This window comes from Hydrogenophaga sp. ANAO-22, assembly GCF_042466645.1.
Lineage (GTDB): Bacteria > Pseudomonadota > Gammaproteobacteria > Burkholderiales > Burkholderiaceae_C > Hydrogenophaga.
Window position 1 is genome coordinate 62,910 of sequence record NZ_CP159956.1, and the last position, 17,514, is coordinate 80,423.

The 17,514-nt window shown below is 68.0% G+C and carries 15 protein-coding genes; 1 reads left to right on the plus strand and 14 read right to left on the minus strand.

The window, feature by feature from the left end; genetic code table 11:
* Positions 1 to 2 precede the first annotated feature (2 nt).
* The 13 genes from ABSY19_RS00300 to ABSY19_RS00360 form a co-directional block, all read right to left on the minus strand.
* Complete coding sequence (locus tag ABSY19_RS00300) at positions 3 to 1,169, minus strand: ABC transporter substrate-binding protein (protein WP_382158016.1); 1,167 nt, start codon at positions 1,167 to 1,169, stop codon at positions 3 to 5.
* Positions 1,170 to 1,196: 27 nt separating this feature from the next.
* On the minus strand, positions 1,197 to 3,041 hold the full coding sequence (locus tag ABSY19_RS00305) for an AMP-dependent synthetase/ligase (RefSeq protein WP_382158018.1): 1,845 nt from the start codon (positions 3,039 to 3,041) through the stop codon (positions 1,197 to 1,199).
* A 5-nt stretch (positions 3,042 to 3,046) separates the two neighbouring features.
* Positions 3,047 to 3,820, minus strand: coding sequence for an ABC transporter ATP-binding protein (locus ABSY19_RS00310; protein ID WP_382158020.1), 774 nt, complete (start codon positions 3,818 to 3,820; stop codon positions 3,047 to 3,049).
* The gene (locus tag ABSY19_RS00315) at positions 3,817 to 4,632 is read right to left on the minus strand and encodes an ABC transporter ATP-binding protein (protein WP_382158022.1); all 816 of its coding nucleotides are present in this window, start codon (positions 4,630 to 4,632) and stop codon (positions 3,817 to 3,819) included. The genes ABSY19_RS00310 and ABSY19_RS00315 overlap by 4 nt, the downstream gene beginning before the upstream one ends.
* Positions 4,629 to 5,705, minus strand: a complete 1,077-nt coding sequence (locus ABSY19_RS00320; protein WP_382158024.1) for a branched-chain amino acid ABC transporter permease — start codon at positions 5,703 to 5,705, stop codon at positions 4,629 to 4,631. The genes ABSY19_RS00315 and ABSY19_RS00320 overlap by 4 nt, the downstream gene beginning before the upstream one ends.
* Positions 5,706 to 5,715: 10 nt before the next feature.
* The gene (locus tag ABSY19_RS00325; protein WP_382158026.1) at positions 5,716 to 6,591 is read right to left on the minus strand and encodes a branched-chain amino acid ABC transporter permease; all 876 of its coding nucleotides are present in this window, start codon (positions 6,589 to 6,591) and stop codon (positions 5,716 to 5,718) included.
* 576 nt (positions 6,592 to 7,167) lie between these two features.
* The gene (locus ABSY19_RS00330) at positions 7,168 to 8,334 is read right to left on the minus strand and encodes an ABC transporter substrate-binding protein (RefSeq protein WP_382158028.1); all 1,167 of its coding nucleotides are present in this window, start codon (positions 8,332 to 8,334) and stop codon (positions 7,168 to 7,170) included.
* A gap of 36 nt (positions 8,335 to 8,370) precedes the next feature.
* Positions 8,371 to 9,417: a branched-chain amino acid ABC transporter permease gene (locus tag ABSY19_RS00335; RefSeq protein ID WP_382158030.1), complete on the minus strand. Its 1,047-nt coding sequence runs from the start codon at positions 9,415 to 9,417 to the stop codon at positions 8,371 to 8,373.
* Positions 9,417 to 10,289 carry a branched-chain amino acid ABC transporter permease gene (locus ABSY19_RS00340; protein WP_382158032.1) on the minus strand — a complete coding sequence of 291 codons (873 nt, stop codon included), beginning with the start codon at positions 10,287 to 10,289 and terminating at the stop codon, positions 9,417 to 9,419. Before ABSY19_RS00340 ends, ABSY19_RS00335 begins: the two co-directional genes overlap by 1 nt.
* On the minus strand, positions 10,286 to 12,148 hold the full coding sequence (locus ABSY19_RS00345) for an AMP-dependent synthetase/ligase (RefSeq protein ID WP_382158034.1): 1,863 nt from the start codon (positions 12,146 to 12,148) through the stop codon (positions 10,286 to 10,288). Before ABSY19_RS00345 ends, ABSY19_RS00340 begins: the two co-directional genes overlap by 4 nt.
* Positions 12,141 to 12,920 (minus strand): ABC transporter ATP-binding protein, encoded by a 780-nt coding sequence (locus ABSY19_RS00350; RefSeq protein ID WP_382158036.1) that lies wholly within the window; start codon positions 12,918 to 12,920, stop codon positions 12,141 to 12,143. The genes ABSY19_RS00345 and ABSY19_RS00350 overlap by 8 nt, the downstream gene beginning before the upstream one ends.
* A gap of 62 nt (positions 12,921 to 12,982) precedes the next feature.
* Positions 12,983 to 13,834 (minus strand): ABC transporter ATP-binding protein, encoded by an 852-nt coding sequence (locus ABSY19_RS00355; protein WP_382158038.1) that lies wholly within the window; start codon positions 13,832 to 13,834, stop codon positions 12,983 to 12,985.
* Between the two features lie 131 nt (positions 13,835 to 13,965).
* Positions 13,966 to 15,222 (minus strand): NAD(P)/FAD-dependent oxidoreductase, encoded by a 1,257-nt coding sequence (locus ABSY19_RS00360; protein WP_382158040.1) that lies wholly within the window; start codon positions 15,220 to 15,222, stop codon positions 13,966 to 13,968.
* 116 nt (positions 15,223 to 15,338) lie between these two features.
* On the opposite strand from ABSY19_RS00360, the gene ABSY19_RS00365 reads away from it, so the two are divergent.
* Positions 15,339 to 15,938, plus strand: coding sequence for a TetR/AcrR family transcriptional regulator (locus tag ABSY19_RS00365; protein ID WP_382158042.1), 600 nt, complete (start codon positions 15,339 to 15,341; stop codon positions 15,936 to 15,938).
* Between the two features lie 14 nt (positions 15,939 to 15,952).
* On the opposite strand, the gene ABSY19_RS00370 is transcribed toward ABSY19_RS00365, so the two are convergent.
* Positions 15,953 to 17,506 carry a long-chain fatty acid--CoA ligase gene (locus ABSY19_RS00370; RefSeq protein ID WP_382158044.1) on the minus strand — a complete coding sequence of 518 codons (1,554 nt, stop codon included), beginning with the start codon at positions 17,504 to 17,506 and terminating at the stop codon, positions 15,953 to 15,955.
* Between the last annotated feature and the right edge of the window lie 8 nt (positions 17,507 to 17,514).

The following is a 17,514-nucleotide window of genomic DNA, read 5'->3' on the forward strand; positions in this document are numbered from 1 at the left end:
GCTCACTTCATCTGCGCGTAGTCGTACACCACCTTCCAGCGCCCGTCCTGGATCTGCGAGAGGCGCGAGGCGTCCGACGCCAGGTGCCTGGTGGGCGAGAACGACATCGGCGGGTTGCCGAACAGGTCGCCCGGGATGTTGCCCATGCCTTCCATCGCCTTGACGAAGGATTCGGTCGTGAGTGCCGGGCCGGCCTTCTGGGCCGCACGGGCGAACAGGTCGATCATGGTGTAGCCATAGGTCGAGAAGGTGGTCGGCGCTTCGTTGAAACGCGTCTGGTACTTGTTGGCCCAGAAGCGCAGCGGCTGCGAGGCGTCGTCCAGGTAGGGGTGCTGCGCGGTGGTGGCGGCGTAGAAGCCGTCCATGCCCTTGCCGCCCAGGCGCGGGATCAGGTCGGTGTAGGCCGAAGACGTGGCAACGAACACCGGGTTGAACTGCAGCTTGCGGGCCTCGGCGATGGTGCCCACCGACTCGCGGATCAGCGTGCCCATGACGATGAAGTCACAACCCGCGGCCTTGAGCCGCGCCACCTGCGAGGAAAAGTCGGTCGCGCCGCGCTTGAAGCTGGCTTTTTCCTCCAGCCTGGCGTTGACCTTTTCCAGCCCGGCCTCGGCCCCTTTGAGCACCTCGGCGCCGAAGTCGTCGTCCTGGTAGATGGCGCAAGCCTTCTTCGCCCCCTTCTCCCGGTACAGCTTGGGCACCACGACGGCCATCTGGTCGAAGTAGGAAGCAATCAGCGCGTACTTGTACTTGTGGATCGGCTCGTACATGTCGCGCGAGAGCGAGAGCGGAAACAGGCTGAGCACGTGCTTGGAGAACATGATGGGCATGGCCGCGTTGGCGTGCGCGGTGCCGAAGGTGCTCACGATCGCGAACACCTTGTCCTGGTTGACCAGCTTCTGCGCGGCCAGCACGGTGCGCTTGGGGTCGTAGCCGGCGTCTTCCACCAGCAGCGTGATCTTGCGGCCATGCACCCCGCCCTGCTCGTTGATCTCGGCCACGCGCAGCTGCATGCCGTTGCGGATGTCCTTGCCGTAGCCGGCGAGCGGCCCCGAGAGATCGGGAATGGTGGCGATGCGGATCTCGTCCTTGCTCACGCCCAGCGACTGGGCCGAGGCCGTGCCGCAGAGCACCAGCAGCGCGGCGGCCAGGAGGGAAAACGTCTTCATGAAGCGGTCCTTTCAAGTGGAGTGGGGTCAGCGGTACATGGCCTCGATCTGCTCGGCGTACTTGGTCTGCACCAGCTTGCGCTTGAGCTTCATCGTGGGGGTGAGCTCCTCGTCCTCCGCGCCCAGGCGGGTTTCGAGCAGGAAGAACTTCTTGATCTGTTCGACGCGGGCGAACTTGGCATTCACCTTGTCGATCTCGCCGCGGATCAGCGCCTGCACCTCGGGCGAGCGCGCCAGGCTGGCGTAGTTGCTGAAGGGCACGTCGTGGTCCTGCGCGAACTTCTCGACGTTCTCCTGTTCGATCATCACGATGGCCGTGAGGTAGGCGCGCCGGTCGCCGATGACGACGGCGTCGGTCACGTAGGGCGAGAACTTGAGCTCGTTCTCCCACTCGCTGGGCGTGATGTTCTTGCCGCCGGCGGTGATGATGATGTCCTTCATGCGGTCGGTGATGCGGAAGTAGCCGCCCTCGTCGGCCACGCCCACGTCGCCGGTGCGCAGCCAGCCGTCCGCATCGATCGCCTCGGCGGTCTTCTCGGGCTGGTTCAGGTAGCCCATGAACACGTTGGCCCCGCGCACCAGCAGCTCGCCGGTCTGCGGGTCCACGCGCACCTCGTTGCAGGGCGCGGCGCGGCCGATGCTGCCCGGGCGCATGGCCCGCGCCGGCATGATGGTGGAGATGCCGCCCGACTCGGTCTGGCCCCAGGCTTCGAGCATGGGCACGCCCAGCGCGAGGTACCAGCGGATCAGGTCGGGCGAGATCGGCGCCGCACCGGTGATGAGGAAGCGGCAACGGTGAATGCCGATGAAGCGCCGCACGTGGTCCAGCGAGGCCAGGCCCGCGAGCCGGTACTTCAGCCGCAGCCAGGGCCCCACGGGCCGGCCCGCCAGCACGGCGGCAGACACCTCGTGGCCGACGCCGATGCCCCAGGCGTACAGGGCCTGCTGCACCCGGCCGGCCTCCTGCACCGAGATGGTCACGGCCGAATAGAACTTCTCCCACAGCCGGGGCACGCCGCCGAACACGGTGGGCGCGATCTCGCGCACGTTCTCGGGCACGGTGTCGGGGTTCTCCACGAAGTTCATGCGCGTGCCGCTGTAGAACGAGGCATACAGCCCGATCACGCGCTCGGCCACGTGGCACAGCGGCAGGAAGCACATGCGCTCGTCGTTCTCATCCTGCGGCTGGATGCCGTCCAGCCCGCGCACCGTGGCCAGCAGGCTGGCGTGCGAATGCATGGCGCCCTTGGGCCGGCCGGTGGTGCCGGAGGTGTAGATCAGGATCGCGAGGTCGCCGGCCTGGCGCGCGCCGGCCCGCTGCGCCAGGGTGTCGGGCTGGGCCGCGCCGCGTCGGCGCAGCTCGTCCAGCGTGATCACGCCCGGGTCGCTGAAATGCTCCAGGCCCTTGGGGTCGATGACCACGATGCAGCGCAGGCGCGGCAGGTGGGCGCGCGCCTCCAGCGCCTTGTCCAGCTGTTCTTCGTCCTCGACGAACAGCACGCTGGTGGACGAGTCTTCGCACAGGTACTGCACCTGGCCGGCCGCATCGGTCGGGTAGATGCCGTTGGACACGCCGCCCGCGCTGAGCACGGCGAGGTCGCACCAGACCCATTCCACCCGCGTGTTGGAGAGGATGGACGCGGTGTCGCCCGGGCGCAGGCCCAGGTCCACCAGGCCCAGGGCGATCTCGCGCACGGTATCGCCCACCTCGCGCCAGGTCCATTCGCGCCAGATGCCCAGCGTCTTCTGCCGCATGAGCACGCGATCGGCGCGGCGCGCCACGCCGGCCCAGAACATGGCGGGAATGGTGTCGCCGGGCAGTGGCTCGCGCTGGCGCGGCCGCAGGGATTCGAGGTTCCAGAGTTGGGCCATGGGGGTTACCGCCAGTTCTTCTTTTTCTTCCAGCGCCGCTCGCCGCGCGCACCGGTTTCCTTCATGCCGAGGTAGAACTCCTTGATGTCGTCCTTCTCGCGCAGGTTCTCGCAGCTGTCGTCCATCACGATGCGGCCGTTCTCCAGCACGAAGCCGTGGTCGGCCACGTTGAGGGCCATGTTGGCGTTCTGCTCCACCAGCAGGATGGTGGTGCCGCGCTCGCGGTTGATGCGCACCACGATCTCGAAGATGTCCTTGGTCAGCTTCGGGCTCAGGCCCAGGCTGGGTTCGTCGAGCAGGATGAGCTTGGGGCCGGCGAGGATGGCGCGCGCGATCGCCAGCATCTGCTGCTGGCCGCCCGAGAGCAGGCCGGCGTCCTGCGCGGCGCGGTCTTTCAGGATCGGGAAGTAGCCGAACACGGTCTCCATGTCGCGCGCGATGCCGTCGCGGTCGCTGCGGGTGTAGGCGCCCATCAGCAGGTTGTCGCGCACCGAGAGCAGCGGAAACACCTCGCGCCCCTCGGGCACGTGCACCAGCCCCTTGCGCACCACGTGCGTGGGATCGGCGGCGGTGATGTCCTCGCCCTCGAAGCGGATGCTGCCCTTGCGCGGATCGAGGATGCCGCTGATGGTCTTGAGGATGGTGGTCTTGCCCGCGCCGTTGGAGCCCAGCACGGTGACGATGCGCCCCGCGTGCACGCTCAGGCTCACGCCGCGCACCGCCTTCACCGGGCCGTAGGCGCTTTCCACGTTGTTCAGGGTGAGAACGGGCTCGCTCATGCTGAAACCTCCACCGGCCGGCGCAGCGAGGCCACATCGTCCACGCTGCCCAGGTAGGCCTCCACCACCGCCGGGTGCGACTGCACCTCGGCTGGCGCGCCCACCGCGATCACCTCGCCCTGGTTCATCGCGAGCACCCGGTCGGACACGCGCGAGACCAGGCCCATGTCGTGCTCGACCATCAGCACCGTGATGCCCAGGTCGCGCACGATGTCCTGGATCCAGAAAGCCATGTCGCCGGTCTCCTCGCTGTTCAGGCCGGACGAGGGTTCGTCGAGCAGCAGCAGCTTCGGCGACATGCACAGCGCGCGCGCCAGCTCGACCACCTTGCGCACGCCGTACGGCAGGCCCGCCACCAGCGAGTCCCGGTGGTGCTGCAGGTCGAGCATCTCGATCACTTCTTCCACCTTGGCCCGGGTCTCGCGCTCGGCCGCGCGCACGCCGGGGCCGAACAGCGCCTCGCGCCAGACCGAGGTGCGGCGCCGGATGTGGCGGCCGATCAGCAGGTTCTGCAGGACCGTGGCGTGCTCGAACAGCTCGATGTTCTGGAAGGTGCGCGCGATGCCCAGCAAGGCCACCTCGTGCGGCGGCACCGCATTCAGCGCCTGGCCGTCGAAAGCCAGCGTGCCCGTGGTGGGGGTGTAGATGCGGCTGATCAGGTTGAACACCGTGGTCTTGCCGGCACCGTTGGGGCCGATCAGCGTGAAGACCTCGCCGCGCTTCACATCGAAGCTCACGTTGTTCACCGCCAGCACGCCGCCGAAGCGCACGCTCAGATTGCGGGCCGACAGCAGGAACTCGTTGTCGCTCATTTCAGCCGCTCCGATTTCTGGAAGCTCTTCTGGCGCTTGAACATGCCGCGCCGGTAGAACGGGTACAGCTCCAGCCAGGTGCGGATCTTCAGCCAGCGGCCGTGGATGCCCATGGGCTCGAACATCACGAAGGCGATCAGCACCAGGCCGTAGACCACGGCCTGCAGGCCGGTGGCCTGGCCGATGGCGGGCGGCAGCAGGTCCTTGAACAGCGCGATCACCTGCGGCGCGCCGATCAGGAAGATGGCGCCGAAGAAGGCCCCGTGCATCGAGCCCAGGCCGCCGATGACCACCATGAGCAGCAGGTCGATGGACTGCACGAGGTTGAACTGGTCGGGCGAGATGAAGGTCATCTTGTGCGCGTACAGCGCGCCGCCCAGGCCGGCGAGCGCGGCCGAGATGGCGAAGGAGAGCGACTTGTAGCGCGCCAGGTGGATGCCCATGCTCTGCGCCGAGACCTCGGAATCGCGGATGGCCACGAAAGCGCGGCCGGTGGGCGCGCGCAGCAGGTTGAGCACGGCCAGCGTGCTGAGCACCATGCAGACCAGGCAGACGAAGTAGAAGGCGCGGTCCGAGTCGAAGGCCCAGCCGAACAAGGCCATGGGCTTGACGCTCTGGCCCGCGCTGCCGCCGGTGACCGACTCCCAGCGCGCCAGCACCTCTTCGACGATGAAGCCGAAGGACAGCGTGGCGATGCCGAGGTACATGCCTTTGACGCGCAGCGCCGGCAGGCCGACGACCACGCCCACCGCCGCCGACAGGCCCATGGCGCAGGCCAGCGAGACCGGGAAGGGCCAGCCGCGCGCGGCCAGCCAGGCTTCGGTGTAGGCCCCCACGCCCATGAAGGCGGCGTGGCCGATGGAGAACTGCCCGGTGAAGCCGGCCAGCAGCATGAGGCCGACGGCGACGATGGCGTAGATGAAGACGAAGGTGAGCTGCGCGAGCCAGTAGTCGGGCAGCAGCCAGGGCGCGGCCAGCAGGGCCACGAGCAGCAGGCCGTACCAGAAGCGCTGGCCTTCGTGGCGAACCAGGTGGATGTCCTGGTCGTAGGAGGTCTTGAAGATGAAACGCATGGGGCCGGCCTCAGACTTTTTTTCTGGCGCGTTCGCCGAACAGGCCGGTGGGGCGCACGGCGAGCATGATCAGCACGACGACGTAGGGCATCACGTCCTTGAAGCCTTCGGGCAGGAAGAAGCCCGAGAGCGCTTCCACCACGCCGATGACGAGGCCGCCGACGATGGCGCCGGGCAGGCTGCTGAAGCCGCCGATGATGGCGGCGGGAAAGGCTTTGAGGCCGATGAAGCCCATGTTGACGTGCACGAAGGTGATGGGCGCGAGCAGGATGCCGGCGACGGTGGCGACGGCGGCGGCGAGGGCCCAGACGAGGCCGTTGAGTTTCTGCACCGGGATGCCCATGTAGTAGGCGGCGAGCTGGTTCTGCGAGGAGGCCTGCATGGCGATGCCGACGCGGGTGAAGCGGAACAGCAGCCAGAGGCCGGCGCAGAGGGCGGCGGTGGCGGCGATGATGAGGACTTGTTCGCCGGCGAGCACGAGGCCGCCGAGTTCGAGGGCTTCGCCTTTGTAGGGGGCGTCGAGGGTGTGGGTGTCGGTGCCGATGCCGGGGATCATGGTGACGCCGCCACGGGCGACGTAGCCGACGCCGATGGTGAGCATGACGATGGAGAAGGCGGGTTGGCCGAGCACGGGGCGGATGACGGCGCGTTCGAGGCCTAGGCCGACGAGGGCCATCGCGCTCACTGCTGTTATGGCGGCGAGCCAGAAGGGCATGCCGAGGGGGCCCATGCACGCAAGGCAGATGAAGGCGCCGAGCATCATGAGTTCGCCCTGGGCGAAGTTGACGGTTTCGGTGGCTTTGTAGATGAGGACGAAGCCGAGGGCGATGAGGCCGTAGACGCAGCCTAGCGCGATGCCTGCGACAAGGATTTGAAGGATGAGCAACTGGGTCTCCGTCGGCGGCCCTGCGGTGCTTTTTTGTCTTTGCACGCGGGCATCGTTGTGGGCCCGCTCTTGTGCTGTGCGGGAGTTGCAGGGATCGTAGGAAACGCAGGGCTTCGGAATATCGTCCTATCCGACGAATCCGTTTTTTGGTGCTCGGTGGTGGCTTGCCTGGACCTCGCGCTGACGGCTGGCGTGGTCCGCGTTCTCCGGCGCTGCTCGCGGGCGTCTGCACGGGTCCGCCTTCACCTCTTCGTCAACACCACCCCTTCACTCACCCTCCGTGGCAACCGCGAATGGGCGCCTGCGCCCGCGAACCCCACCATCCGTCGAGAGGGAGGGAATGGAATTCAAGCGAAACTTGAATTCAACCACTTGAATTGCCCTGCGCCACCACCATGCCACTGGGTCGATGGTGCGGGTGGCCGGGCGCAGGCGTCCATTCGCGGTTGCCACAGAGTGGGCGCGCGCGCCCCGTCTTGACGCGGGGGTATGAGCGCGCCCGGGCAGCCGCCCGCGAGCAGCGCCGGAGAACGGTCACCCGCACCAGCGGCCCCGAGCAAACCCAGGCGAGAAAAATTACTCGACAGCCTTGTAGGTAGAAGCCGCCGGATCAGCCTTCAGCAGAAAGAGCTTGGGCGCCGCCAGGTGGTTGGTCGCAGTAAACCCGATGGGCGTCATCGCCCCGGTATCCAGGTTGTTCACCTTGGCCAACTCGGCGTTCGTGCAATCCCAGGTCAGCGCCTTGCCACAACGCCCCATGGCGTCGAACAAAGCCCGCGTGGCCGAATAACCGGTGTAGGTGTAGCGATTCACGCGGCCCATTTCCTCCGGGCTCAGGTGCTTGCTGATCTTGTCGGTGAAGGCCTTGCCCTGCGGCGAGCTCTCCAGGTACACATAGTCCACCGTGTACACATTTTCCGCCGCGGCACCCATCAACTTCGCACTCGCCGGCACACGCGACACATACGTCACCCCCACCGGAATCTTGTGGTTGATGCGCTCCAGCTCCTTCACCATCGTCACGTTCTCGCCCAGCACACCACCGGCCAGCAGGATCTCGGCACCGGACTGCTTGACCTTCAGGATCTCCGACGAAAAATCGGTCTGGCCCTTCTTGTAGATCTGGGTCGACACCACCTGCAGCTTCTTCGCCTTGGTCGCGCGCTCGAAACCGTCGCGCACGTTCTCGCCGTAGTCGTCGTCCTGCGAGATCAGGGCCCACTTCTTGCCGGGGTAACGCTCGGCCATCCGGGCGGCCAGCTCTTCCACCGCGTTGGACATGTCGTAACCCACCGCGAACACGTTCTTGATGGTCGGCTTGTACAGGCCTTCGTAGGTGGTGATGGGCGCCATCGCCGGCAGGCCGGCCTGCTGGATCAGCGGCATCGCGGCCTGGGCCTGGGCCGTGCCGGAGACCGAGGTCAGCGCGAACACCTTGTCGCTGTTGATCAGCTTGCGCACACCCTGGATGGTGCGCGAGGGCACGTAACCGTCGTCTTCGGAGATCAGGCGCAGCTTGCGGCCGTGGATGCCGCCGGCGGCGTTGGCTTCGGCGATGGCCGCCTTCACGCCCAGGTTGTGGGCCACACCCAGCAGCGCGGGCGGGCCGGTCAGGGGCAGGATGTCGCCGAGCACGATCTCGGTGTCGGTCACGCCCTGCTGCTGGGCCTGGGCGGTGGCGCAGGCGCCAGCGGTGAGCAGCGCGAGCGCCGCGAGTTGGGTGAGGCTGTGCTTTTTCATCATGGTGTTGTCTCCGGTGGTTGGGGTGAGAGGGTCAGGTCAGTAACGCAAGGGCCAGAACACCCAGGTGTGGCGGATGTCGTGCCAGATGCCGCGCAGGCCGCGTGGGTCGAAGCGCAGAAAACCGATGATGGCCAGGCCGTAGAGCACGCTCTTGACCTCGTGCGCGCTGGTGGTCATCACGTCCTGCAGGCGCCCGCCGAGCAGCTGCACCAGCGAGCTGAACACCTCGGGCAGCGTCACGATGAAGACCGTGCCCAGCACCGCGCCAAGCACCGAGCCCAGGCCGCCGACGATGATGATGGCCAGCGCCTCGATGGAGAGCAGGAAGGGAAACGCTTCGACGCTGACGATGCTCAGGTACATGCCCATGATCGCGCCGGCCACGCCGGTGAGCGCGGCACTGATCAGGAAGGCCAGCAGCTTGTAGCGCACCAGGTTGACGCCCATGGTGCGCGCGGCGATGTCGTTGTCGCGCAGCGCCACCAGGGCCCGGCCCAGCACCGAGCGGCGCAGGTTGAGCGTGACCAGCACGGCCAGCGTGCACATGAAGAGGCAGAACCAGTAGAAGGCGCGGTCGCTGGAGAGGTCGAAGCCGAACATCGTCGGCCGCATCACCATGATGCCCCGCCCTGCCCCGGTGAACTTGCCGCCGGCCAGGATGGCGGTGGCCACGATGTGGCTGAAGGCCAGCGTGGTGATCGCCAGGTACAGGCCGTGCAGGCGCAGCGAAGGCAGGCCCACCAGCAGGCCGAAGAAGGCCGGCACCACGGCCGCCGCCAGCAGCGCCAGCTCGGGCGGCAGGCCCAGGCGCGTGACGCCGATGGCGTACGAGTACGCCCCCAGCATCAGAAAGCCCACGTGGCCCAGCGAGATCAGGCCCGCGAACCCGGTGAGCACCGTCAGGCCCAGCACCCCGATGAGGGTGAACAGGATGATGGTCACGTGCGAGAGCGCGAAGTTGCCCAGCAGGAAGGGCGCCGCGATCAGCGTCACCATCAGGACCGCGACCCAGGCCTTCACCGCGGGCGAGTCCGTGAGGACGACCAGCCCGCTGTAGTGCTCCTTGAAATATCCGCTGCGCATCAGACTCTCTCGATTCGTTTTTCGCCAAACAGCCCGAAGGGCCGCACCATGAGCACCACGAGGATCAGCATGAAGCCCGCGATTTCCTTGAGGGAACTCGACAGGTAGCCACCCGTCATGTTCTCGAGCACGCCGATGATCAGACCGCTCACGCCCGAGCCCAGCACCGAGTCGAAGCCGCCCAGCACCGTGGCCGGGAAGGCCTTGAGGCCGAGTTCGTAGATCGTGGGCGTGAGGCCGTAGATCACCGCGAACAGCGCGCCGGCCAGGCCCGCCAGCGCCGATGCCGAAGCCCAGGCCACGGCCTGCACGCGCGCGGTGGACACGCCCATGAGGCGCGCCGTCTTCTCGTCGGCGGCCACGGCGCGCATCGCCACGCCGAAGCGGCTGTGGCCCAGGAAGTACCAGAAGCCCGCCACCGCCAGCAGCAGCGCCCCGAGCACGCCGAGCTGGCTCACGCGCAGGCCGATGCCGCCCAGGCTCACGAGGTCGTCCGCGCCCGCCACCTCGAACTTGTGCGGCGAGGCGCCCCAGACGATGGTGACGATGGAGCGCAGCACCACCGCCAGACCGACCGTGACCAACACCACCGAGAGCACCGGCTCGCCCAGCATGGGCCGCATGATCAGGCGCTCGCACAGCAGGCCCAGCACCGCGCCGACCACGATGGCCAGCGCCACCGTGGCCAGGCTGCCGGTGCCCAGCATGGTCGCGAGCGACCAGGTGGTGTAGGCGCTGAGCATGCCCATCTCGCCCTGGGCGAAGTTGACGATGCCGGTGGCCTTGTAGATCACGGCGAAGCCCATGGCCACCAGGCCGTAGATCGCGCCGACCGCGAGGCCGGAGACCAGCAGTTCAATGAAGTAGTTCATGGCGCGCTCCCATAGATGATCTCGAGCTCGCGAGCGAACTTCTTGTTGATGAGGCCCCGGCGCACCTTCTGCGTCGCGGTGAGTTCGCCGTCGTCGTGGTCCAGCTCCTTTTCGAGCAGCACGAACTTGCGCACGTTCTCCACGCGGGCGAAGCGCGAGTTGACCTCGTCGATCACGCCCTGCACCAGCTCGATGACCTCGGGCAGCAGGGTGAGCGACTTGTAGGTCGTGTACTGCAGGTCGCGCTCGGCGGCCCAGCGGCCCACGGTGTCGAAGTCGATCTGCAGCAGGCCGCCGAGGAACTTCTTGCCCTCGCCCACCACGATGGCTTCGCGCACGAAGGGGCTGTCCTTGATCGCGTTCTCGATCTCCGAGGGCGCGATGTTCTTGCCGCCGCTGGTGATGATGATGGCCTTCTTGCGGTCCACCACCGCGATCTCGCCGTCGCCGTGTTGCTCCACGATGTCGCCGGTGGCGATCCAGCCGTCGGGCGAGAGGATGTCGGCCGTGCCCTTGTCGTCGAACAGGTAGCCCTTGAACACGCCGGGCGAGCGCACGAAGACTTCCTTGTCGTCACCCAGCCGCCACTCCACGCCTTCCATGGCGGGGCCGCAGCTGCCGCGGATGAAGGGCCGCCCCGGCACCTGCACGAAGGCCAGGCCGCCGGCCTCGGTGAGGCCGTAGCCCTGCCCCACCGGCAGGCCGATGATGTCGAAGAACTTCAGCGTCTCGGGCGAGACCGAGGCGCCGCCGCACATGCGGGTGTGCGTGCGGTTCAGGCCCATGTGGCGCTGCATGTTGCGGAACAGCAGCAGGTACCAGAAGCCGAACTCGAGCCGGTCGGCGGGGCCCTGGAGGTGGCCGTGTTCGGCGCGCCGGTCCGACAGCGCGCGCCCGCGCTTCATGCCCACGCGGTAGAGCCAGCGCTGCGCGCGCCCGCTGTCCTTCATGCGGAATTCGAAGCCCTGCTGCAGCTTTTCCCAGATGCGCGGCACGCCCAGGAAGAAGGTCGGGCCGATCTCGCGGATGTTGGTGGCCACGGTGTCGACCGACTCCGCGAAGTTGATGCAGCCGCCCGAGATCAGGTGCTGCACCGTGGAGTAGGTGCGCTCGGCGACGTGGCACAGCGGCAGGTAGCAGACCGACTCGAAGGGCTTGTCCGCCATCTGGCGCGCCACCATGTAGGCGTAGGCGCCGTAGACGAAGTTGCGGTGCGTGAGCATCGCGCCCTTGGGCGGGCCGGTGGTGCCGGACGTGTAGACCAGGATGTTGACGTCGTCGGGCACCAGGGCGTCGATCTGCCCGTCCAGCCGCTGCTCGGCCAGCGGGTCTTCGGCCACCAGCTGGTCGCCGAGTTCGAGCAGGTGCGTGAATGCGTGCGGGCGGCCGGCCTCGTAGCGGCGCAGGCCCTTCATGTCCACGCAGAAGATGTGCTCCAGGTGCGGCAGGCCGGGGCCTTCGCGCAAGGCGTCAAGCACCTTGTCGGTCTGCTCCTGGTCGCCCGTCACGGCCAGTTTGGCCTGGCAGTGGCCGGCGATGTACTGCACCTCGGCCCAGGGGTTGGTGGGGTAGATGCCGACCACCTGCACGCCGATCATCTGCGCGCCCAGGTCGGCGTAGAACCACTCGGGCACGTCCTCGGCCGCGACGATGATGCGGTCGCCACGCTGCAGGCCGAGCTTGGTGAGGCCGTGCGCGACGCGGCGCGCGGCCTGGTAGTACTCGAGCCAGGTGCGGCCCTGCCAGATGCCATGGATCTTCTCGCGCAGCGCCACCTGGGCGCCGCGCTCCTGCGCGCGCTGGCGCAGCAGGCCGGGCAGCGTGGTCTCGCCGCGAATGAGCTGGTTGTGGTCAAGCATGTGCCGCCTCCCCGCCCAGGTAGGCCTGCAGCACCGCCGGGTTCGCAGCCACTTCGGCCGGTGTGCCTTCGGCGATCAGCATGCCGAAGTCCAGCACGTAGACGCGGTCCGACAGGTCCATCACCACCTGCATGTCGTGTTCGATCATCAGCACCGCCACCCCGAATTCGTCCCGGATGTCGAGCGTGAAACGCGCGATGTCCTCTTTCTCCTCGCGGTTCATGCCCGCGACGATCTCGTCGAGCAGCAGCAGGCTGGGCTCGCAGGCCAGCGCCCGCCCGAGCTCCACGCGCTTCTGCTGGCCGTAGGCCAGTTGCGAGACCGGCTTGTCGCGCAGTTCCTCGATCTCCAGGAACTCGATGATTTCCTCGACCTTGCGCCGCGCCGCGATTTCCTCGCGGCGGGGCCGGCCCCAGAACATCAGCGACTCCAGCACCGTGTAGTTGAAGTGCACGTGGCGGCCGGTGAGCAGGTTCTCCACCACCGTGCCGTGCTTGAACAGCGCCAGGTTCTGGAAGGTGCGGCCGATGCCGGCGCGCGCGTAGTCGGACGAGCGCAGGCGCGCCGTGTCCTGGCCCTGGAAGAACACCTGGCCGGCGCTGAGGTCGAGCACGCCGCTGATCAGGTTGAAGGTGGTGGTCTTGCCCGCGCCGTTGGGGCCGATCAGGCTGACGATCTCGCCCGGCATCACGCGCAGGCTCACGTTGTTGACCGCGGTGACGCCGCCGAATTTTTTCGTCGCGCCGCGCACGTCGAGAATGGGGTTGAGCATTGAAATACCTCCGCCCTGCGGGCTGCGGTGCGAGCTGGCTTGGGAGCGGCCCTGCGCTGCGCTCATGACAGCCACCTCTTGCGGCGCTTGTAGTGTTTGACATCGCGCATGCTGGTGCGGCCCTGGGCCGCGCTCAGGCCGAGGTAGAACTCGCGCACGTCGGCGTTGCGGCGCAGGGCCTCGCTGGTGCCGTCGAGCACCACGCGGCCGTTTTCCATGATGTAGGCGTAGTCGGCGATCGCCAGCGCGCGGGTGGCGTTCTGCTCCACCAGCAGGATGGTCAGGCCGTTCCTGTCGCGCAGGGTTTCGATGGCCGAGAAGATCTCGGAGACGATCAGCGGCGCCAGGCCCAGCGAGGGTTCGTCGAGCGCGAGCACCTTGGGCCGGCTCATGAGCGCGCGCCCGATGGCCACCATCTGCTGCTCGCCACCCGAGAGGTAGCCCGCGATCACACTGCGTTTTTCCAGCAGGCGCGGGAACAGTCGGAACACGTTCTCGCGCTCCTCGTCCAGCACCTGGCGGCTCTGCAGGTGCGCGCCGACCAGCAGGTTTTCTTCCACCGTGAGCGTGGCGAACAGGCGCCGGCCTTCGGGCACCTGCACCAGGCCCCGGCGCACGATCTCGGGCGCGGCGGCTTTTTCGATGTGCTGGCCGAAGAGCTGGATCGAGCCCTTCTCGATCTCGCCGTCCTCGGCATCGAGCACGGCCGAGATGGCCTTGAGCACGGTCGACTTGCCCGCGCCGTTGGAACCGAGCAGCGCCACGATCTGGCCGGCCTGCACTTCCAGCGAGACGTCGCGCACCGCCTCGATGGCGCCGCCATAGACGATCTGGATGTTGTGAACCGCCAGCACGGAGGCCTGGGCGGGCGCCGTCCCCGGGGGCGGGGCGGCGGCGGTGGATGGAAGCGACATGGGGCTGTGTGTGTCTCGAGGTCGTTGCGGTATCGGCGAAGGCGGTCGGGATTTGATAATTAGTCCGTCGCGTCGGTCTTTGATTGGGGCGATTATGGGGTGGCGCCCTGTCGCGCGCCCTAGGACAAACCCTAGGCCGGCGCGGCGGTCGCCAGCAGCTCTTTCAGGGGGATGCCGGTGTCGGCCAGGGCCCGGGGATCGGCCTGCACGCCGGCCGCCACGGCCTTCTTGGCGAGCATGAAATCGGCCGGCCGGTTGACGGCGTCGACCGCGATCAGGCGGCCCTCGCGCAGGTAGAAGGCACAGAAGCTGTGGTCCACGAAGGAGCCGCGCACCACGCACTGGTCGTGCCCGTCGGCCAGGCCGGTCATCTGCAGCTTCAGGTCGTACTGGTCGGACCAGAACCACGGCACCGCGTGGTTGGGCCGGGGCTTGCCGCACAGCCAGCCGGCGGCCGAGCGCGCCTGCTCCAGCGCGTTGGGCACCGACTCCAGGCGCACGCGCCGGCCGTACAGCGCGCTGTCGTGCACCGTGCAGTCGCCAGCGGCGACGATGTGAGGATCGGAGGTGAGCGAGTGCGCGTCCACCACGATGCCGCCCTCCACGCGCAGGCCCGCCGCTTCGGCCAATGCCGTGTCGGCCAACATGCCGATGCCCACGATGACCACGTCGGCCGGCAGGCGTTCGCCGTCGCCGCAGAGCACGGCGCTCACCGCGCCGGTGGCATCGCGCTCGATCGCGCGCACCGAGGCATTGGTGCGCAGGTCCACGCCGGCCTCGCGGTGCACCGATTCGTAGAAGCTGGAGAGCGTGGCGCCGGTCACCCGCGCGAGCACGCGCGGTTGCGATTCGAGCACCGTCACGCCCGCGCCGAGCTTGCGCGCCGAGGCCGCGACCTCCAGGCCCACATAGCCCGCGCCGATGATGACCACGCGCGCGCCTTCGCGCACCGCCCCGGCGATCGCCAGCGCGTCGGCCTGTGTGCGCAGGCTGAACAGGTTGGGCGGCGGCGCGCCTTCCAGGCCCGGCACGTCGAGCGCGCGCGCCCGGCCGCCGGTGCACAGCGCGAGCCTGGTGTAGGCCAGCGCGCTGCCGTCGGCCAGCAGCACCTCGTGCGCGGCGCGGTCGATGGCGCGCACCTTCGTGCCCAGCCGCAGCGTGATGGCCGCGGTGTCGAACGCCGTGGCCTGGCGCAGCGCGAGCGAGGCCGCGTCGGCCGTGCCGCAGAGAAAGGCCTTGGAGAGCGGCGGCCGGTGGTACGGCAGGTGCGGCTCTTCGCCCAGCAGCACGATGGGGCCGGCCCAGCCCTGCTGGCGCGCGGCGAAGGCCAGTTCCACACCGGCGTGGCCCGCGCCGATGACGATCAATGTCTCTTCTGTGTGATCCATGCTTTCCCTATGGTGTGCCTGGGGCATTGGGCTTATAGTCCGTCTCGTCGGTCTAAATATAAAAGGGAACAGAGGAACATGCAACAGGTCACCACCCGGCCCGGGGGGCATTCCAGATGACGCGCGCGCGGGCCAACGACTACGAGCTGAAAAAGCAGGTCATCCTCGACAGCGCGGTCGCGCTGATCGCGCAGAAAGGCTTCGACCACGCGACCATGAGCGATGTGGCCGCCGCGTGCGGCGCCTCGAAATCGCACCTGTACCACTATTTCGCGAGCAAGGAAGACCTGCTCTACGCGATCGTGAAGGAGCACATCACCGGGCAGGTGGCCGAGCTCTCGGCCATCGCGCGCGAGCCGCGCCCGGCGGCGGAACGCTTCCAGCGCTTCGTGGCCTCGTTCGTGCAGGAAGGAGCGAAGTCGCGCCACCACCACCTGGTGCTGATGAACGACATCAAGTTCCTGCCGCCGGTGCAGCGCGAGGACGTGCGCCAGCTGGAGCAGGAACTGATGCAGCTGATGGTGGGCCTGCTGCGCGAGATCAACCCCGCTCGCATGGCGCGCGCCGAGGTGAACTCGCCCTACGCCCTGCTGCTGTTCGGCATGGTGATCTGGACCTTCACCTGGTACGAGCGCGACGGCCCGATCACGCCCGCCGAGCTGGCCGAGCGCATCTCGGCCCTGTTCCTCGACGGCTTTCGCGGCGGCGGCGGCTGAGGCCGCCCGCTCACTCAGTTCACCGACTTGCTCTTGCCGCGCCAGAACGGCTCGCGCAGCACGTTCTTCATGATCTTGCCCGCGCCCGAGAGCGGCAGCGCGTCGCTGAAGTCCACCGAGCGCGGCACCTTGTAGCCCGCGATCAGCGTGCGGCAGTGGTCGATGATCTCCTTCGCGCTGGCGCTCTGCCCGTCTTTCAGCACCACCACCGCGTGCACCGACTCGCCCCACTCCGCGTTGGGGATGCCGATCACGGCGCAGTCGCGCACCGCCGGGTGCGCGTGCACCGCGTTCTCGACCTCGCGCGAGTAGATGTTCTCGCCGCCGCTGATGATCATGTCCTTCACGCGGTCGACGATGTAGACGAAACCGTCCTCGTCCATGTAGGCCGCGTCACCCGTGTGCAGCCAGCCGTTGCGCAGCGCGGCGGCGGTGGCCTCGGGCTTGCGCCAGTAGCCGATCATGACCTGCGCGCCGCGCACCGCGATCTCGCCGTGCGTGCCGCGCGGCACCTCGTTGCCCGCCTCGTCCACGATGCGCACGTCCACGCCATAGGCGGCGCGGCCCGCGGCCAGGCGCTTGCTGGGCATGCCGGGCTGGTCGAAGTGGTAGCGCCAGGGCAGGCTCACGGTGAGCGCGGCCGACTCGGTCATGCCATAGCCCTGGATGAACTCCCACGTGGGCAGCTTCTCCATGGCGGCGGCCAGCACCGGCACCGGCATGGGCGAGGCGCCGTACTCGCAGTAGCGCACGCTGGTGAGGTCGTAGCGGGCGAAGTCCGGGTGGTTGATCATCATGTTCACCATGGTCGGCACGAACAGGCAGTAGTTCACCCGGTGCGTCTGGATGGCCTCGAAGGCCAGCACGGCGTCGAACTTGGGCAGGCACACGTGGGTGCCGCCGGCCAGCGTGAGCGCGATGGCCGGCGAGCAGCCGGCCAGGTGGAACAGGCCGGCCGAGTGCATGTAGACGGTGTCTTCGCTGAAGTGCAGCGTGGCGATCCAGTTCACCGAGGCCGAGATGAAGTTCTTGTGCGAGAGCATCACGCCCTTGGGGTGACCGGTGGTGCCGCCGGTGTAGTAGATGCCGCAGAGCTCGTCGTCCTTGCCGCATTCGTCGGTCATGGGCGGCGTGGCGGCGATCAGGGCTTCATAGCCCTGCATGCCCTCGGGCGTGGCGCCCTCCCCGGCGTGGATCACGTGCGCCATCGCGTGGCCCGCGAGCAGCTGCGGCACCTGGGCCACGAAGGCGTCGTCCACGATCAAGGCCTGGCACTGCGCGTCGCCCAGGGTGTAGATGTTCTCGGGCACGGCCCAGCGCGTGTTCAGCGGCACCAGCACCACGTTGGCCCAGGCGGCGGCGAAGAAGATCTCGATGTAGTTGTCGCTGTTGAGCGCGAGGATGCCGAGCCGGTCGCCGGGCCGCAGGCCCAGGGCGCGCAAGGCGGCGGCGGCGCGCGGCACGCGCTCGCCCACCTCGGCCCAGCTGCGTTGTCGGCCCGCGAAAATCGTGGCGGTGTGGTGGCGCCGGGTCTGCACGGCGCGTGCCAGGGCCTGGGTCATCTGCATGGTGGATC